Source organism: Veillonella sp. CAG:933, from assembly GCF_000431435.1.
Lineage (GTDB): Bacteria > Bacillota > Negativicutes > Veillonellales > Veillonellaceae > Veillonella_A.
On sequence record NZ_HF986121.1, the window covers coordinates 1 to 16,190 of the forward strand.

A 16,190-nucleotide genomic window follows, 5' to 3' on the forward strand; every position below is an offset into this window, starting at 1 on the left:
AATGCGGTCACGCCCTAAATCAATAGCGCTTTTTCCCTCTAGCCCTCTTGGTCACTAATTAAGACCACCAAGCGAAGCAATGCTGTATGCCTCTAAGTCAGTATTACTATTAATAGTCACTATACTCTGCACTATAAATAGAATAATATTTCCTACACACCTTCTCCGGTGTGTTTTTTATTAACCATTGCTATTTTATACACTATTAATCAACAAATAGAACGCTAAACTTTACCAATGTACAATACGAAAGAAGGATAATGAGCTAACAATGAAGAATAATATAAATTGTGAGTTAATACATTATCCGATTTTTTAATAATATGGAGATTTATTTGATAAATGTATCACTATTGCATCACATCGTATAAAATAAATAAAACTGTATAAATCAAGACTATTCCTACTTAATTGATTTTATAATAAGTTGAATATTATAATTTTTGACATTAAAATTTCACAAACTGAATAGTATCGTTGAATCACTTAAATTTTGATGCTATTATAAAGTTAAGATGAAATATAATAGAATTCAAATTAATATGGAGAATATGGTATTTAGTTGTTTTATGGTATTAAGCATTAATAATTAATGCCGGATATAGTTTTAACAAAATAATAGGAGGATGATATAGCAGTACAGTAAGATTACTTATTTATTTCGTTGTGAGGGATAAAGGGGAACGATTATGAATAAGATTTACAAGGTTATATGGAGTAAAGTAAGCAATCAGTATGTTGTAGTATCTGAATTGGCACGCAAATGTACAAAGAATTCCAGTAGTTCTGTAGGGGCAGTTCGTAAGGTTGGAGTGTTGCTAGCCACTTTGGCACTAACTGCTGGTATAAGTGGAATGAGTGTAGATGCAGCTACTAACGGAGCATGGACGACAGCTACTGATGGCAAAGGGAATTTTACGGCCCATATTGATACTGCAAACACAATGGGGCAGTATGCTGAAAATAATAAAGTACTCGGTGATGAAAATACGGTAAATACTAGAAATAATAAGGTTACCGGTGATACGAATACATTGGGATCTTCAAGTGGCTATGATTATGTTATCGGGGATGGTAATGCCATTTCTGTAACAAAGTACTCATGGATTATTGGCAATAATAATCAAATATATACAAAACCCAATGGCTTTTATAGAGAATATAAAGATACACTTATTTTTGGAAATAATAATACTTCTACGGAGCACATTGGCAGATCTATTTTTATTGGGAGTAACAATAACGTAACCCAAGGAATTAATGATTCTATTGCTATCGGTAATGGTATGAAATTCGGGAGAAATACAGATGGGTCTGTAATTATAGGCCATGAAATTAAGAATGGTGCACTCCCTCGAGATGGAGAAACAATCGCAAGAGGCCCTGGAAGTAATAATTCGGTTGTTATCGGTTCTAAAAAAACGAATGAATCACCGGGAAGTATTATTCTTGGGTACAATTCAAAAATAGGGAATGATGTCTACTCTGCTGGAGTTGATATTGTAATAGGTAATCAAGTTTCTATAGGTGATAATGCAGATCACTCGATTGCTATAGGTTCAGATGGCACTAGAGTTGATGACGAAACTGACTGGACTACTATTATGGGCCATAAGGTGACGATTGGTAGTCAATCTGACTAATCTCTTGCAATTGGAGGCACCGGTACTAGTATTGGGTCTGATGCTCCTCACAGTACTGCGGTAGGTTCTATTGCAAAAGTTATTGATGGCACTTGGTATGGTACTGCAGTAGGATATGAATCATCTGTATCGGGACGCTCTAGTATTGCTCTCGGTAATGAGGCAACAATTGGTATCGATAAAGAAAATTTTAGTCGCTATGCAGTTGCTCTTGGCTTTCAATCTAAGGTCGGCGGAAGTGCTGAAAATGGTATAGCAATTGGTAATGGCGCAAATGTTAAAGATGGTGCACAAAGTGGTCTTGCTGTTGGTGTTGGTGCTAAAGCCAATTCTACAAGCTCAATCGCAATTGGATCTGGGGCTAATGCTACCGGGTCAGATAACTTTGCTTTTGGTACCGGGGCGGCAGTAACTACAAAACCTGGTAATATTAGCTGGTCAGTTGCAATGGGTTATCATACTAAAGTTAACACCGGATATAGTGTGGCAATCGGTAGCCAAGCCGAAATTGCCGAACGCTCTGATCGTTCATCATTAGTTGGTTATAAAACGAAGAGCAGTAGTTATTATGGTACCGTAATAGGGGCGGAATCAACCATTGGTACTAGCGCAGATTACTCCTTTATCGGTGGGTATAAATCAGTTGTTCCGGACAATGTAAAATGGGCTACCATTGTTGGCTCTGAATCTAAGGTTAGAGCTCCGGTGGCACGGCAATTGGCAGAAGTTCAGCTGTTGAAGCTGATACAAAATACAGTACGGCTTTAGGTTACAGCAGCAAAGTAAAAACAACTGATATCTTTACGTCGGCAAATTTAAAAACTTTTCAAACTGATTTAGGTGATTTCTACAATAAAAAATGGAATATCTCCGATCAGGACGGTTCTTATGGTATTCTCTCTGTTGGTGACTCTTCTAATAAACGCCGTATCATCAACGTAGCCAAAGGTCGTATTTCTGCTACTTCCTACGACGCCATCAACGGTCAACAAATCTATCACTTAACCAATGATTTAACCGATCAAATTGCGGCCGCCGGTGGTAGTGTGCTAGCAGGGACAAATATTGCTTCAGTAGAGCCCGGTACTGATGCTGACGGTAAAAAACAATATACCGTTAATGCTAAAGGTGCCAGTGTAAGTGTGGATGATAACTTCGTTTTAACACCGACAGAAGATGCTACAACAAATGTAACGGACTATAACATTAAGTTGAACGATGTCGTTACTATCGGTGCCGGCAACCCTATTAAAATCGACGGCACTAAAGGTTATATTACGGGCTTAACAAATAAAACACTTGAAGTAGAAGATTTTGCCAAAGTAGGCCGTGCCGCAACGGAAGAACAATTAAGTGCCGCTATGTCTGATATAGACCAAAAATCCTATAAAGGTTGGACTGTATCTGCTAACGGTGCGGATGGTGTTGCCGTAGCCAGCAAAGGTAAAGTAGACTTCTCCGGTGTTAAAGACACTACCGGTCATCAGAATATCGTCGTAGCTCAGAAAGATACTAATTTAACTTTTGACCTTAATACTTCAATTAATGTTGGTACCGGTGACAATAAGGTAACTATCGATGGAGATAATGCTTCAGTACAAGTAGGCACCGGAGACAACAAAGTAGCAATTGATGGCACAAGTGCTATTGTAAATGTAGGTAAAAATGTATCAATCGATGGCCAAGCAGGCAAAGCCGATATAGGCCGTGTAAATGTCGATGGTTCTACCGGCGAAGTTAAGGGTTTAACCAATGTAAAACTTGATGGTAAAGACTTTGCAACCGTAGGTCGTGCTGCTACGGAAGAACAATTAAATGCAGCCATTACAGATATTAAAAACAGTGCCTATACGGGCTGGAACATAACCGCCAATGAAGAAAACAAAACAACAGTAGGTAAAGATACTACCATAGACTTTGGCGGCTACATAAATGCGGAAGGCAACCAGAACGTATTTGTACGTAAAGACAATGCAAAATTAAAATTCGGTCTTAACAATAAGATTACTATCGGCGAAGGTAATACAAAAGCCGTCATTAACGGTGAAGCCGGTACATTCAACTTAGGCACTGAAGAAGGTAAAGCCGTATCCCTTAACGGCACTACCGGTATGGGTGAAGTCGGGGTTATTGCTTTAAACGGTGCTGACGGTGAAGTAACAGGCTTAACGAATACTACCTTAACGGCCGAAGATTTTGCAACCGTAGGTCGTGCCGCTACTGAAGAACAACTTCAAGGCGTGAATGAACAAGTTATCAATAACAGCAACGCTATCGTTAACCTCGGCGGCAAAGTAAACGAATTAGACAACCGTATCGACAAAGTAGGTGCCGGTGCCGCCGCTTTGGCAGCGTTACACCCATTAGACTTCGATCCGGATGATAAATGGGACGTTACTGCCGGTTACGGTCACTATCGTGGTGAAAACTCCGTAGCCTTAGGTGCTTTCTATCGTCCTAACGAAGACACTATGTTCAGCGTAGGCGGTACGATAGGTAACGGTAACAGCATGGTAAATGCGGGGATTTCCCTTAAAGTCGGTCAAGGCAACAATGTGTCTACCTCCAAGGTAGCCATGGCCAAAGAAATTAAAGACTTACGCCGAGAATTGGAAGCTCTGAAATCAGCGATGCTCGACTCCAATGCAGGTCGTAAGATTGATACATCCAAACTGCAACTCTTCCCGGATGTACCGCAGAATCATTGGGCCTATGAATACGTTGCCGTACTCGCCGGTAACGGCATGATTAAGGGCAATGCGGATGGCAACTTTGCCGGCGATCGTCCGTTGACCCGTTATGAATTTGCTCAAATGCTATACGATGCCATGCTCAACGGTGCTACTTTGTCGATAAGATTCTTACCGAATTTGCCCCTGAATTGGAACGCTTCACAGTAGATGCCGTTCATACGGACAAAGATGGTAATCCGACGGTAGAACGTGTTCGTGTAAAAAAATAATCAAATCGTGAAAAAATTTAGGCTTATAGGACAAAAAGTGTGTGTGGCTTTTTTAAAACGCAGAGAGCATAATTTAAAGGAGTGAAACGACGCATAAATTATAGCGAATCGCGTAGTTCGGGGCGTAAGATTTTGCGTAGCAAAATCCACAGCATCCGAACGGGAAGCATATATAGCGTGACTGCGTACGAATGATAGGTAGTCGCTGATTAGAGCTGGACGTACTCAGGGTTACGAACTCCCTCCACCACAGCGAGCGAAGCAATGCGGTATGCCACTAAATCAATAGAGCATTAAGCCACTAGCCCCTAGCCCCCTAGCATCAAATGATAGTATTCCTACTACCGCAGCGAGCGAAGCAATGCGGTCACGCCCTAAATCAATAGAGCTTTCTTCCTCTAGCCTTCTTAGCACTAAAAAAGTCACTAAAATCAAGCAATGCGGCCACGCACTAAATCAATAGAGCATTAAGCCACTTCCGCCCTTAGCACCACATGATAGCCTATAACAGCCTCTATCGCTGCTATACGCCAACATCCTAAATCATATACAATCCCTTCAACACACCCTCCGGTGTGTTTTTTTATTTCCACTCATTGATTTATAGTATGCCATTTCACCTAATAAATACATCTGAAACTTCCGAAAATAAAAATAGATATCAATATACAGATGTGAGTTCAATCATTTTTACCAGTTCGTTAATATCCCCTTATTTTATGGGACTAACAACTACTTGCAATTTGTTAAAATTTAAATGTAAAAGAAATGTAAAATCTTATAAATTTATTTTATAAAACATTTACAAAACACATAATAATATGAACTTGTTAAATGTAATTATTTTTCATAATTGAAAAATATTATTCTTATCAAGTAGTAACTAAACCGCATAAAATATAAATTATTACAAAAATTCATCTAATTTCCATAAAAGTTATCTAATATATCCTACTTTTTCAATGCGTGTATATCAGAGATGATAGGTCTTCATTAAAAAATTAAAGTCTTGAAATTTAATCTAAATAGGACTATTATAGTTAAGAATTAAGGATTAATGAATTAATCATTAAAAATTGATTTTAGAATTTGCTTTGACTAAGTAGTACAATAGTAAGTTTATTAGGAGTGGTATTTATGTTACATCAAAAATTATGTATATCCAAAAAAGCAAAAAAAATTACGCCTAGGATTGCAGCTGCCGTTTTAGCGTTAATCAGTAGTTATTCCTTGGCATCAGCAGAAAGTCTTGATTTAACATCGGGCACAACTCACCCTAATAAATTTGCTACATCAGATGGTAAACTTACCACCACGATTGGGTTTGATAACTATGCTAGTAATGACGCAACTGTAATAGGCACAGGTAACAGAGCAACAACTTCCTCAGTATGGGATTCAGAAAATAATGTTGCCATAGTTGTTGGTGGTACGGCTGTTGGTAAACTAAACCAAGCTTTAGTGGGTGGCGTTGCCGTCGGTTATAATAACTATAGTAATTCAAAATCTACCGTAGTAGGTATTGATTCGCGTGCAGTAGGTGGTATTGCTATCGGTAATAATGCCAGCTCTTCCCGTTGGAATGTAAGTAATAAATTTGCTGATGTTACTCAGACGGAGTTTGCCATGGCCATCGGGAATGGAGCTTCGGCTATTGATGGTATAGCGATGGGGTACAATGCTCAGTCTTATCGAATTGGTACGGCTGTAGGTGATTTTTCTAATGCATTGTATGGTGGTACGGCTTTAGGTAGCGGTGCTACTACGGGTAGTGCAGCCTATGATCCCATTCGTGGTGGCGGTGTGGCGTTAGGACAATTTTCGAATGCAAATCGTGGGAATAGCTCTTATGGCTATGTTCCATTAAATGATGAATTGAACACAAAATTATCTACAAATCCTAATTCTATGGCTTCTGATATAGCCTTGGCAAACGCAACCGGTAATCAGACTGTTATTGATGGTGTAATTGCATTTTATGATAAATACAAGGATACATATACTGATTGGCAAAATTTACGTCAGGATTATGTTACAAAATTAAAGGCTTATGATGATCAAGTAGCTACAATGACAGCAAAAACCTATGCGACTGAAGCTGATCGTCAAGAGGATTTTAATACCCTTAAAAAATTAGAAAGTGCTAAAGACACAGCTATTACAGATTTACGAGCTTATGAAAAGGCAAATAACATTTCAGAATCTGATGTAACCGTCAAGGATTCTCTCTTATCCACCTATAAATCCACCTATAGTGCTGTTAGTGTAGGTTCAAATGGCAACACTCGTCAAATTATTAATGTTGCTGCCGGAACAGAAGACACAGATGCTGTTAACGTAGCACAGTTAAAAACTGTTGCCAATAAAGTAAGCACGATTGACACCGCAACTACAACTAATGGTGACAATATCACTAAATTACAAGCCGGTTTTAATGTGGCTGTAGGCGATAAGACTACTAAGATTGCACTTGGTGGTGATACCGCACCAACCATTACGTTTGCCGGTGATGCCAATGTTAATGCAACTATTGACGGTAATACAATCACGTACTCTCTCAACAAAGACGGCATTACTAATACATTAGGTGATACCTTTGTAAAAGTCGATGCCAGCAACTTGACAGGTGACACTAATATTAACAAATGGAAAACAGTATTAGGTATTACCGATGAAGATTTAAGCAAAGCCGGTGCTTGGGAACTAAAAGTTAATGGCAATAAAGCAAACGTTATCGGTAAAAATGGTATTGTAAACTTTGCCGATGGTACTAAAACTGCTGTTACCTACAATGCAGATAAAAATGCTGTAGTTGTAGATTTAAATAAAGATACAATTGTTCAAATCGATAATAATACTAAAAATATTGCTGAAAACACAACTAAGATTAATAATCTTAATACTCGTGTAGATAACATTGTTAACGGTAATGGCACTTTAAATATTGTCGGAGATGATACCACTGGTGTAGTAGTAGAACAAGTGGACCCTAAAGATGCAAGCAAAGGTCTTAAAGTAAGCCTCGGTGACACCATTAAGGCTGGTGATGTTTCCATTGGTACTAAAGACGGTGCCAGCACTATTACCGGTCTTACTAATACAACTTGGGATCCTACTAAAGTTCAAGCCGACCGTGCTGCTACCGAAGGTCAATTGAAAGATGCTTTAGGACAAGTTAACGGTTTAGTTACTCCAACTAAAATCACCGGCGATGGCAACATTCAAGTTAAAGAAAACGGTAAAAATGATTTCAGCCTTTCTTTGAACAAAGAGCTTAAAGTAGAAAACAGCATTTCCGTTGGTGGCAACACTTACATTACCAACGAAGGCATCAATGCCAATAATCAAGTTATTCAAAACGTTGGCGAATCTGATTTAGTTTCCGGTTCTCATAATGCAGCCACCGTTAATCAGGTTGTTACAGTTCGTGATGAATTACAAAAATCTATCGATAACGTGGCTTCTGAAACCATGAATAACAGCCAACAGATTTCCCGTTTGGGAACGGAAGTCAATAAAGTCGCTGCCGGTGCTGCTGCGTTAGCCGCTTTACATCCATTAGACTTTGATTCTAATGAAAAATTAACCTTTGCCGTTGGTATGGGTGCCTATAAGAGTGAAACAGCTGCGGCTATCGGTGCGTTCTATCGTCCGAACAACGACATCATGTTTAACTTTGCTACCGCTGTAGGTAACAACGACAACATGTATAATGCCGGTGTTTCCTTCAAATTCGGTGAATCTTCCCCATATAACAATATGAGCAAAACTGAAATGGCTAATAAATTAGAAGCGCAAGATAAGAATATTGCTTCTTTACAAGCCGACAACGACGAATTGAAAGCACGTTTGGCTAAATTGGAAGCAGCTATTGCTAAATAAGCTTAAGAATAATTGAATATATAACAGTTATATAATTTAGGACACGACCGAATCTTGGCCGTGTCCTTTTTATATTTATAGAGTTATACCTTTTTACCCCAATTATCTCCCCATGTGCTATAATTGTTTATAACAAATTTGAGAAGAAGAGGTGTTTTACATGAAAGCAGAGATTACAGTTCGCCGTGGCGAACGTAAAGACATTCCGGAATTATTAGACATTTATAACTATGAAGTGGTACACGGCGTAGCAACCTTAGACCTTGAGCCTCGTACCATTGATGAATGGACTACTTGGTTTGAAAACCATAACATTAAAAACCATCCGCTTTTGGTGGCTGAAATTGACGGTAAGGTTTGCGGCTATGCAACACTGTCCGAATATCGCAGCAAAGAAGCTTATGCCAGCACGGTCGAATTATCTATCTACATCGACCCGAATTACCGCGGTAAAGGGGTAGCAAGTCGCTTGATGGGGGATATTTTGCAAATGGCCAAAGACGATGAATCCATACATCTCGTTGTATCCGTAATTACGGCGGGCAATGAGGCGAGTGTATCATTACATAATAAATTTAACTTTACTTTCTCCGGAACCGTGCCTGAAGTAGGCATCAAACAGGGCCGTTATCAAGATACGGAGACATATACATTACTGGTGTAATACTATAAGCGTTAAATGGAGGGCTTACGCATGAAAACTTACTCATTTCACTATGGCGATCAAATGATTGACTGCCGTTTGGATGAAAAACGTATTATTGGGGAATTACATATGGCGGAAACGCCGGTCATTGAAGATCCGGAAGCGGCCATCAAAGAGGCTTTGGCCCATCCCATTGATTCCAAACCGTTCAAAGAGCTTTTTAAAGCCGGTGAAACGGTGGCTATCATCGCCAATGATACGACCCGTATTGCCAATACCCATGTTTTCATGCCAATTATTCTGGATGAATTGAACGAAGTGGGGATTCCTGATGAAAATATTAAGATAGTTTTCGCTTTAGGGACACATCGTGATATGACAGAGGCTGAAATGATTAGTGAAGTGGGGATGGAAGCAGCCGGTCGTGTGGCTATGTACAACTCCAGCGCTAAGAAAAAGGAAGATTTCGTTCATGTTGGTACGACGTCTTTTGGTACCGACGTTTGGCTCAATCGTCATGTAGTCGAAGCAGACCATATTATCTGTACCGGTTCCGTGGTCCATCACTTCTTTGCCGGTTTCGGCGGCGGGCGTAAAGCCATTTTGCCGGGCGTAGCCTCTTATGAAACGATTCGTCAAAACCACAGCTTAATGCTCGATGATAAAGCAACACTTGGTCATTTGGAAGGGAACCCTATCTATGATGATCAAATGGAAGGCGTGGCCATGTGCCCACCTACCTTCTTACTGAACGTAGTATTGAATGGTGAAAAAGAATTTACCGGTGTATTTGCGGGGCACTATATTTCCGCTCATAAAGCAGCCTGTGACTTTGTGAATTCGCAAAACGGCGTTGTCATTGAACGTCAGGCGCCGATTGTTATTGCCTCAACCGGTGGTTATCCGAAGGATATTAATATTTATCAGTCCCAAAAGACCATGGATAATGCGGTTCGTGCCGTGGCACCGGGCGGTGTGGTAATCTTATTGGCTGAATGCCGCGAAGGTTCCGGTTCGCCGATTTTTGACCAAACCGTGAATGATTTTCATTCTATTCAGGCCATCGAAGATTCGGTGCGTCACGATTTCCAAATCGGTCGTCATAAAGCCTATGCCGTTACTCGTTTAATGAAAAAAGCCGACTTCTACCTGATGTCGAGCCTCGATGACGATTATGCTCGTAAAGCCTTTTTCACACCGGTTCACTCTTTAGAGGAAGCTTTGAAGCTCGCTGAGGCAAAGCTCGGTAACGATGCGGAAATCTTGCTTATGCCTCATGGCTCGTACACCGTGCCGATTTTAAAATAAGCAAAATCGACGCAGTATACGGATTTTTAAGAAAACTGAATACTCAATACAGCTGAATAAATAAGAGAAGCGCCCCTAAGTTTAAAAGATAGAAAAATTTAAATTTAGGGGTTGCATTTTTTCAGAACATGCTTTATACTAAACAAAGTAAATGCATGTGCATGCATTTAGAGGAGGTGAGTCGATGGCTTTCATGGATCAATGGTTAGCCGATATAAGACGAGTTAAAGATATAACCGATGCTTTGAGCAAAGAGTTGGAAGCGAGAACATCATTAACATTAAACGGGTATTACGTATTATACTTTTTGGCGCACAGCGAAGAAAAGAAAATGCGTTTGAATATATTGCAAGAATATATGGGGCTTAGCCAAAGTGCTATGTCGCGTATGATCGTTCGCATGGAAGGTAGCAATTGCGGCTCGATTCGACGAGTCGATTGCGATTGTGATAAACGAGGCGTTTATATTGCCATTACGGATTGTGGTTTGAAGAGACTGACAGAAGCGAAAACAGTGGTAGAAGAAGTACTGCAGCGTTATTATAAGTAAGGCTGTATGAGTACAACCGACCGATAAACGGCGGGCTATGAAGTTAAGTAGCTGTCAGTAATTCCAATCTAAGCAGTAATGAGACGTGATTACTGCTTAGGTTGTTTACATATATTTTTTTTACATAGATACATGCATGAGCATGCATATTGATAAAGGCATGCTTGTGGTGAAAATTCCAATAGGCAACACTATTGTTCAGATAGAGAAGAGATAATGACGTTTAAAAGCCGTCATAGTCAGCAAAAAGGAGATTGACCGATGAAACAGTTAACGGAACAAGTAAAATTAAGAAATGGTGTCGTATTAAAGAATCGTTTGGCGATTCCACCGATGACGACGCGTATGAGTTATTACGACGGCTCGGTAACGGGTGATGAAATTGCTTATTACGGCATGCGTACCGGCGGTGCGGGCCTATTCATTACGGGCGTAGCGAACATCCAAGAGAACGGTCTCGGCTGGACCGGTGAACTCGGTGTGTATGATGATAAATTCCTTCCGGGTCTTTCGAAATTAGCGGCTACCATGAAAGAAAACGGCACGAAAGCTATTCTTCAGATTTTCCATGCAGGCCGTATGTCTGACCGCAAGACATTGGGCGGTGAACAACCGGTAGCGCCGAGTGCCTATGCAGCAGGCCGCGCAGGCTCCGAAGTGCCTCGTGAACTTACTAACGATGAAATCGAAGAAATCATTGAAAACTTCAAAGCCGCTACGGTTCGTGCCATTAAAGCCGGTTTTGACGGCGTTGAACTTCATGGTGCTAACCATTACTTATTGCATCAGTTCTTTTCACCACATTCCAATCGTCGTACCGACAAATGGGGCGGCTCCATGGAAAAACGCTACACCTTCATTGAACGTGTCGTAGATGGTGTCCTTGGCGTGGTAAAAGAATCGGGCCATAAAGACTTCATCGTAGGCTATCGTTTCTCCCCGCGTGAAGAAACCGATCCGGGCTTCAACTTGGAAGAAACCTTGTGGCTCGTTGATAAATTGGCCGACAAAGAATTGGATTATCTCCACATTTCCTTAACGCGCTATGACCGTGCTACTGATATAGCAAAGTATGCCGACAAATCTATGTTGCAGTATGTGTATGAAAAAATTAACGGTCGTTTACCGCTCATTTCCGTAGGCGATATTCACACTCGTGAAGACGTGGAAGCGGCGCTCAAATACTCCGATATTGCCGCTATCGGTACCGGTGTATTGATTGATCCTAAATGGTTCCGCAAAATTTTGGCTAACCGTGACAGCGAAATCCGTACTAAATTGAATCAACAAGATCGCGATTTACTCATGATTGCACCGGGGACTTACGCCTTCATGGAAATGAAGACCCCACACTTATTAGTTAAATAAGATAGCATAAATTGTTTTAGAATTGAATTGAAAACAGGCAGCAGTTGCCTTTGATATGACCTCAGCCTTTGGCTTTTATATAGATATAAACTGAAAGACTTAATATTGCACCTTCCGCGAGCGGAAGTTTAAATAAATAGAATTACTGTTAAAATTTTAATATTGCACAATACACCGTAAGACGGCGCGTATGGGTGAGAGGCCATGCGCGTCACTTGCGGTGTTTTTGTATTCCTACGGAGGTGAAGCCGGACCATATCTATTCGATTGTAAAAAAACTTTTTTATGTATAAACAGATGATAAAACCTATCATATGGAGTATAATAAAAGGTAGATGTTTCGATATAGTAGCGGCATAGGAAAGGCTTTTGTATCAGTCCATATTGTGACGAGTGGCCTTATTAATGCCTGGAAATAAAAGTACATTGATTATTTGATTCACAATAAAAGGAGTTTATATATGTTAAATTTTGTTGCCATTGACTTTGAAACAGCCAATAAATACGCCAACAGTGCCTGTTCGTTGGCGGTAGTGACTGTTGAAAACGGTCAGATTACCAAACGCGGCTACAGTCTTATCAAGCCGCCGTTCATGCAGTTTGATGAAGAATGTATCGCTATTCACGAGATTTTGCCGAAAGATGTAATGGATAAACCGACGTTTGATAAATTATGGCCGGCTATTTACGAAAATCACTTGAAAGGCAAATTAGTTATCGCTCATAATGCGAAGTTTGATATCGGCGTGTTACGTGCTACCCTCGATCATTATAATATTGAATGGCCGGAGCTTGATTATACCTGTACGGTAAAAATCTCCAAACGGGTTTGGCCTGATTTGCAAAACCATAAATTAAATACCTTGGCGGCTTACTTAGGCTATGAATTCAAGCATCACTATGCGTTGGATGATGCGGAAATTTGCGCGCAGGTAGCCATTGCGGCCGCTAAAAAGCGTGGGGTTCAATCTATGGACCAATTATTGGCAAACATCGGTCTGGCTAAGGAATCCTTTATTACGGACGATCGTCGTGAAAAAGTAAAAGAAGAAGCATCGGGTGAACAGATGTCGTTCTTCTAAGAAGCTATTTGGCGCCGGTAGCGCAAGTGTATTTAGTAGTAGTTTTCGGGCTGCCGGTATAATACCGGTGGCGTCAATTTTAATATAAAGTTAATATGATGCGGGGTGGCGTATGAGCGGCAAAGCGGCAGTAATGAAATATACGGGACGAGAAATTTTAAAACATGTGGACCATACTTTATTGAAGGCGACGGCCGATTGGGCGGCTATTCAGCAATTGGTGGAAGAGGCAGTGGAGTTTGAAACTGCCTCCGTTTGCATTCCGCCGGCCTATGTGAAGCCGGTGTTTGAAAAATACGGCGAAGAAGTGACTATCTGCACGGTTATCGGGTTTCCTCTCGGTTACATGACAACCGCTGTCAAAGTGGCTGAAGCAAAAGCGGCCATAGCAGACGGTGCGTCCGAAGTGGATATGGTTATCAACCTTGGCATGGTTAAAAACGGTCATTACGCCAATGTAGTGGAAGAAATTAAGGCCGTTAAAGAGGCCTGCGGCGACAAGGTGCTTAAGGTTATCATTGAGACCTGCTATTTGACGGAGGCTGAGAAAATCGCTCTTTGTCAAGCGGTAACGGATGGCGGTGCCGATTATATTAAAACCTCCACCGGTTTTGGCACAGCCGGGGCTACGCTTGATGACGTGCTTTTATTTAAAAAACATATCGGTCCGAATGTTAAGATAAAAGCAGCCGGCGGCATTCGTTCTATTGAAGATATGGTGGCGTATTTGGCGGCCGGTTGTGACCGTATTGGCGCCAGTGCAGCCGTAGGTCTTTTGGCCAATCGTTTAGACGAAACATTTTAAGCAGATGCAGCATTTAGGCATTAGTAGCTGCCATGTATGACAATTAATAACATGAGATCGCTACTGTGGTTTTCATGAAAACAGGTGATACTATGCATATGAATGAATTGATTATCAAAAAACGTAACGGCCTGGCTCATACAAAGGCAGAGTTGAAATATATTATCGATAATTATGTAAAAGGCGATATTCCCGATTATCAGATGAGTGCGTGGCTCATGGCGGTGTATTTCCAAGGCATGACCGATATGGAAACGGCGGATTTGACCATGATTATGGCTGAGTCGGGGGAACAGATTGACTTGAGTCCTATTCCGGGCATTAAGGTGGACAAGCACAGCACCGGCGGTGTGGGGGATAAAACGACGTTTATTATTGCCTCAATCGTGGCCGCTTGCGGTGTGCCCGTCGCTAAAATGTCGGGCCGTGGTCTCGGTCACACAGGCGGTACCATCGATAAATTGGAATCTATTCCGCACGTGAATGTGGCGCTAGATAAAGAAAACTTCTTTAATATTGTCAAAAAAGTAGGCGTAGCCGTTACGGGACAATCCGGTAATTTGGCGCCCGCCGATAAACTCATGTATGCCCTTCGTGATGTGACGGGCACGGTGGACAGCATACCCCTCATTGCATCGTCCGTGATGAGTAAGAAGCTGGCGGCCGGCAGCGACGCGATTCTCTTGGATGTTAAAGTGGGCAGTGGGGCTTTTATGAAAACGCTGGATGATGCGGTGCAACTGGCGGAAACGATGGTGGCTATCGGTCATCATAACGGGCGTCAAACAGTGGCTCTCATTACCGATATGGATAGGCCTTTGGGTCAGGCCATAGGCAACGCCACCGAAATTGCGGAAGTCGTGGAAGTTCTGCGCGGTAACGGTCCGGAAGATTTAATTCACGAATCCATAACCCTCGCCGCCAATATGCTGTACCTTGGGGGCAAAGGTGCTTATGAAGACTGTGTAACTTTGGCGGAAGGCACATTAAAGAGTGGTCGCAGTTTTGAAAAATTCGTCGAAATGGTTAAAGCTCAAGGTGGTGATGCGACCGTTTTGACAGAACCGGCCTTTGCCGAAGCAGCCTATAAAAAAGCCGTACTGGCACCTAAAACAGGCTACATCACCCACATGGACGCAGAAGCCTGCGGTCGAGCGGCCTTAGCCTTGGGGGCCGGCCGTTATACGAAGACGGATGCACTTGATTACAAGGCGGGCATTTGGATGCTTAAAAAGACCGGTGATGCGGTCGAAGCGGGTGAAACTATTGCATACCTGCAAAGTGGTAATGAAAGCACTTTAGCAGAAGGTGAAACGCGTTATGTAAATGCTTTGACGATTGAAGCCACACCACCGGTAAAACGACCGTTGGTATTTGCCAGAGTTACGGCTGACGGTACGGAACGGTATGTATAGTTGGCTAATTCGGTGAATTGTTGGTTTTGACATAATTTGCGAGTGAAATACTCATCGTCTGATTATAGGGGAGGCAATCATGGCCACTTGGGAACAAACATTAATTGAGGCGGCGAAAGAAGCGGCGCTCCATTCGTATAGTCCCTATTCAAACTTCGCCGTAGGGGCAGCTTTACTCAGTGAAAACGGCACGGTCATAACCGGTTGTAATGTAGAAAATGCGTCGTACGGCCTTACCATGTGCGCTGAACGAGGTGCCATTCAGACGGCAATTGCTAAAGGGTACACAGCGTTCAAGGCTATTGCCATTGTAGGTCTGAAAAGTAATCCATGCATGCCTTGCGGAGCTTGCCGCCAGGTGATGTTAGAGTTCGATATTCCGCAGATTTTGCTGGAAGATGAAGCAGGACATATTATAAGCTATACCATGGACGAAATGTTACCGCACAGCTTCGGACCGAAGGATTTGGAGTGATTCACACATGTTTATGCGTCGCTTCGGGCTTATAGGACAAAAAGTGTGTGTGGC

12 protein-coding genes and 1 pseudogene are annotated in these 16,190 nt (G+C 41.6%); all 13 read left to right on the forward strand.

Going from position 1 to position 16,190, the window contains the following annotated elements:
* Window positions 1–689 precede the first annotated feature (689 nt).
* The 13 genes and pseudogenes from QZL64_RS00950 (at window position 690) to QZL64_RS01005 (ending at window position 16,136) form a co-directional block, all read left to right on the forward strand.
* Window positions 690–1,643, forward strand: a complete 954-nt coding sequence (locus QZL64_RS00950) for an ESPR domain-containing protein (RefSeq protein ID WP_021840188.1) — start codon at window positions 690–692, stop codon at window positions 1,641–1,643.
* Window positions 1,644–1,724: 81 nt separating this feature from the next.
* Window positions 1,725–2,411, forward strand: a complete 687-nt coding sequence (locus QZL64_RS14525) for a hypothetical protein (RefSeq protein ID WP_368397420.1) — start codon at window positions 1,725–1,727, stop codon at window positions 2,409–2,411.
* A 164-nt stretch (window positions 2,412–2,575) separates the two neighbouring features.
* Window positions 2,576–2,662 (forward strand): annotated as a pseudogene (locus QZL64_RS14625) (hypothetical protein); the annotation flags it as partial.
* A gap of 27 nt (window positions 2,663–2,689) precedes the next feature.
* Complete coding sequence (locus QZL64_RS00960; protein WP_021840190.1) at window positions 2,690–4,543, forward strand: YadA-like family protein; 1,854 nt, start codon at window positions 2,690–2,692, stop codon at window positions 4,541–4,543.
* Window positions 4,544–5,742: 1,199 nt separating this feature from the next.
* On the forward strand, window positions 5,743–8,487 hold the full coding sequence (locus tag QZL64_RS00965) for a YadA-like family protein (RefSeq protein ID WP_021840191.1): 2,745 nt from the start codon (window positions 5,743–5,745) through the stop codon (window positions 8,485–8,487).
* A gap of 160 nt (window positions 8,488–8,647) precedes the next feature.
* On the forward strand, window positions 8,648–9,151 hold the full coding sequence (locus QZL64_RS00970; RefSeq protein ID WP_021840192.1) for a GNAT family N-acetyltransferase: 504 nt from the start codon (window positions 8,648–8,650) through the stop codon (window positions 9,149–9,151).
* 30 nt (window positions 9,152–9,181) lie between these two features.
* Window positions 9,182–10,441, forward strand: coding sequence for a nickel-dependent lactate racemase (gene larA, locus QZL64_RS00975; RefSeq protein ID WP_021840193.1), 1,260 nt, complete (start codon window positions 9,182–9,184; stop codon window positions 10,439–10,441).
* A gap of 184 nt (window positions 10,442–10,625) precedes the next feature.
* Window positions 10,626–10,991, forward strand: coding sequence for a MarR family winged helix-turn-helix transcriptional regulator (locus QZL64_RS00980; protein ID WP_021840194.1), 366 nt, complete (start codon window positions 10,626–10,628; stop codon window positions 10,989–10,991).
* A 261-nt stretch (window positions 10,992–11,252) separates the two neighbouring features.
* Window positions 11,253–12,359: an NADH-dependent flavin oxidoreductase gene (locus QZL64_RS00985; RefSeq protein WP_021840195.1), complete on the forward strand. Its 1,107-nt coding sequence runs from the start codon at window positions 11,253–11,255 to the stop codon at window positions 12,357–12,359.
* A gap of 461 nt (window positions 12,360–12,820) precedes the next feature.
* Window positions 12,821–13,441, forward strand: a complete 621-nt coding sequence (locus QZL64_RS00990; protein WP_021840196.1) for a 3'-5' exonuclease — start codon at window positions 12,821–12,823, stop codon at window positions 13,439–13,441.
* Window positions 13,442–13,553: 112 nt separating this feature from the next.
* Entirely contained in the window at window positions 13,554–14,246 is a 693-nt protein-coding gene (gene deoC / locus QZL64_RS00995; protein ID WP_021840197.1) for a deoxyribose-phosphate aldolase, read from the forward strand.
* A 74-nt stretch (window positions 14,247–14,320) separates the two neighbouring features.
* The gene (locus QZL64_RS01000) at window positions 14,321–15,661 is read left to right on the forward strand and encodes a pyrimidine-nucleoside phosphorylase (RefSeq protein ID WP_296309098.1); all 1,341 of its coding nucleotides are present in this window, start codon (window positions 14,321–14,323) and stop codon (window positions 15,659–15,661) included.
* Between the two features lie 79 nt (window positions 15,662–15,740).
* Entirely contained in the window at window positions 15,741–16,136 is a 396-nt protein-coding gene (locus QZL64_RS01005) for a cytidine deaminase (protein WP_021840199.1), read from the forward strand.
* The last annotated feature ends 54 nt before the right edge of the window (window positions 16,137–16,190 follow it).

Excerpts from the sequence above, each read along its gene's own strand:
- QZL64_RS00965 (WP_021840191.1), top strand. The coding sequence starts at position 5,743 with ATGTTACATCAAAAATTATGTATATCCAAAAAAGCAAAAAAAATTACG.
- deoC (WP_021840197.1), top strand. The coding sequence starts at position 13,554 with ATGAGCGGCAAAGCGGCAGTAATGAAATATACGGGACGAGAAATTTTA.
- QZL64_RS00970 (WP_021840192.1), top strand. The coding sequence starts at position 8,648 with ATGAAAGCAGAGATTACAGTTCGCCGTGGCGAACGTAAAGACATTCCG.
- QZL64_RS00950 (WP_021840188.1), top strand. The coding sequence starts at position 690 with ATGAATAAGATTTACAAGGTTATATGGAGTAAAGTAAGCAATCAGTAT.
- QZL64_RS00980 (WP_021840194.1), top strand. The coding sequence starts at position 10,626 with ATGGCTTTCATGGATCAATGGTTAGCCGATATAAGACGAGTTAAAGAT.
- QZL64_RS00985 (WP_021840195.1), top strand. The coding sequence starts at position 11,253 with ATGAAACAGTTAACGGAACAAGTAAAATTAAGAAATGGTGTCGTATTA.
- QZL64_RS01005 (WP_021840199.1), top strand. The coding sequence starts at position 15,741 with ATGGCCACTTGGGAACAAACATTAATTGAGGCGGCGAAAGAAGCGGCG.
- QZL64_RS00990 (WP_021840196.1), top strand. The coding sequence starts at position 12,821 with ATGTTAAATTTTGTTGCCATTGACTTTGAAACAGCCAATAAATACGCC.
- QZL64_RS01000 (WP_296309098.1), top strand. The coding sequence starts at position 14,321 with ATGAAAACAGGTGATACTATGCATATGAATGAATTGATTATCAAAAAA.
- larA (WP_021840193.1), top strand. The coding sequence starts at position 9,182 with ATGAAAACTTACTCATTTCACTATGGCGATCAAATGATTGACTGCCGT.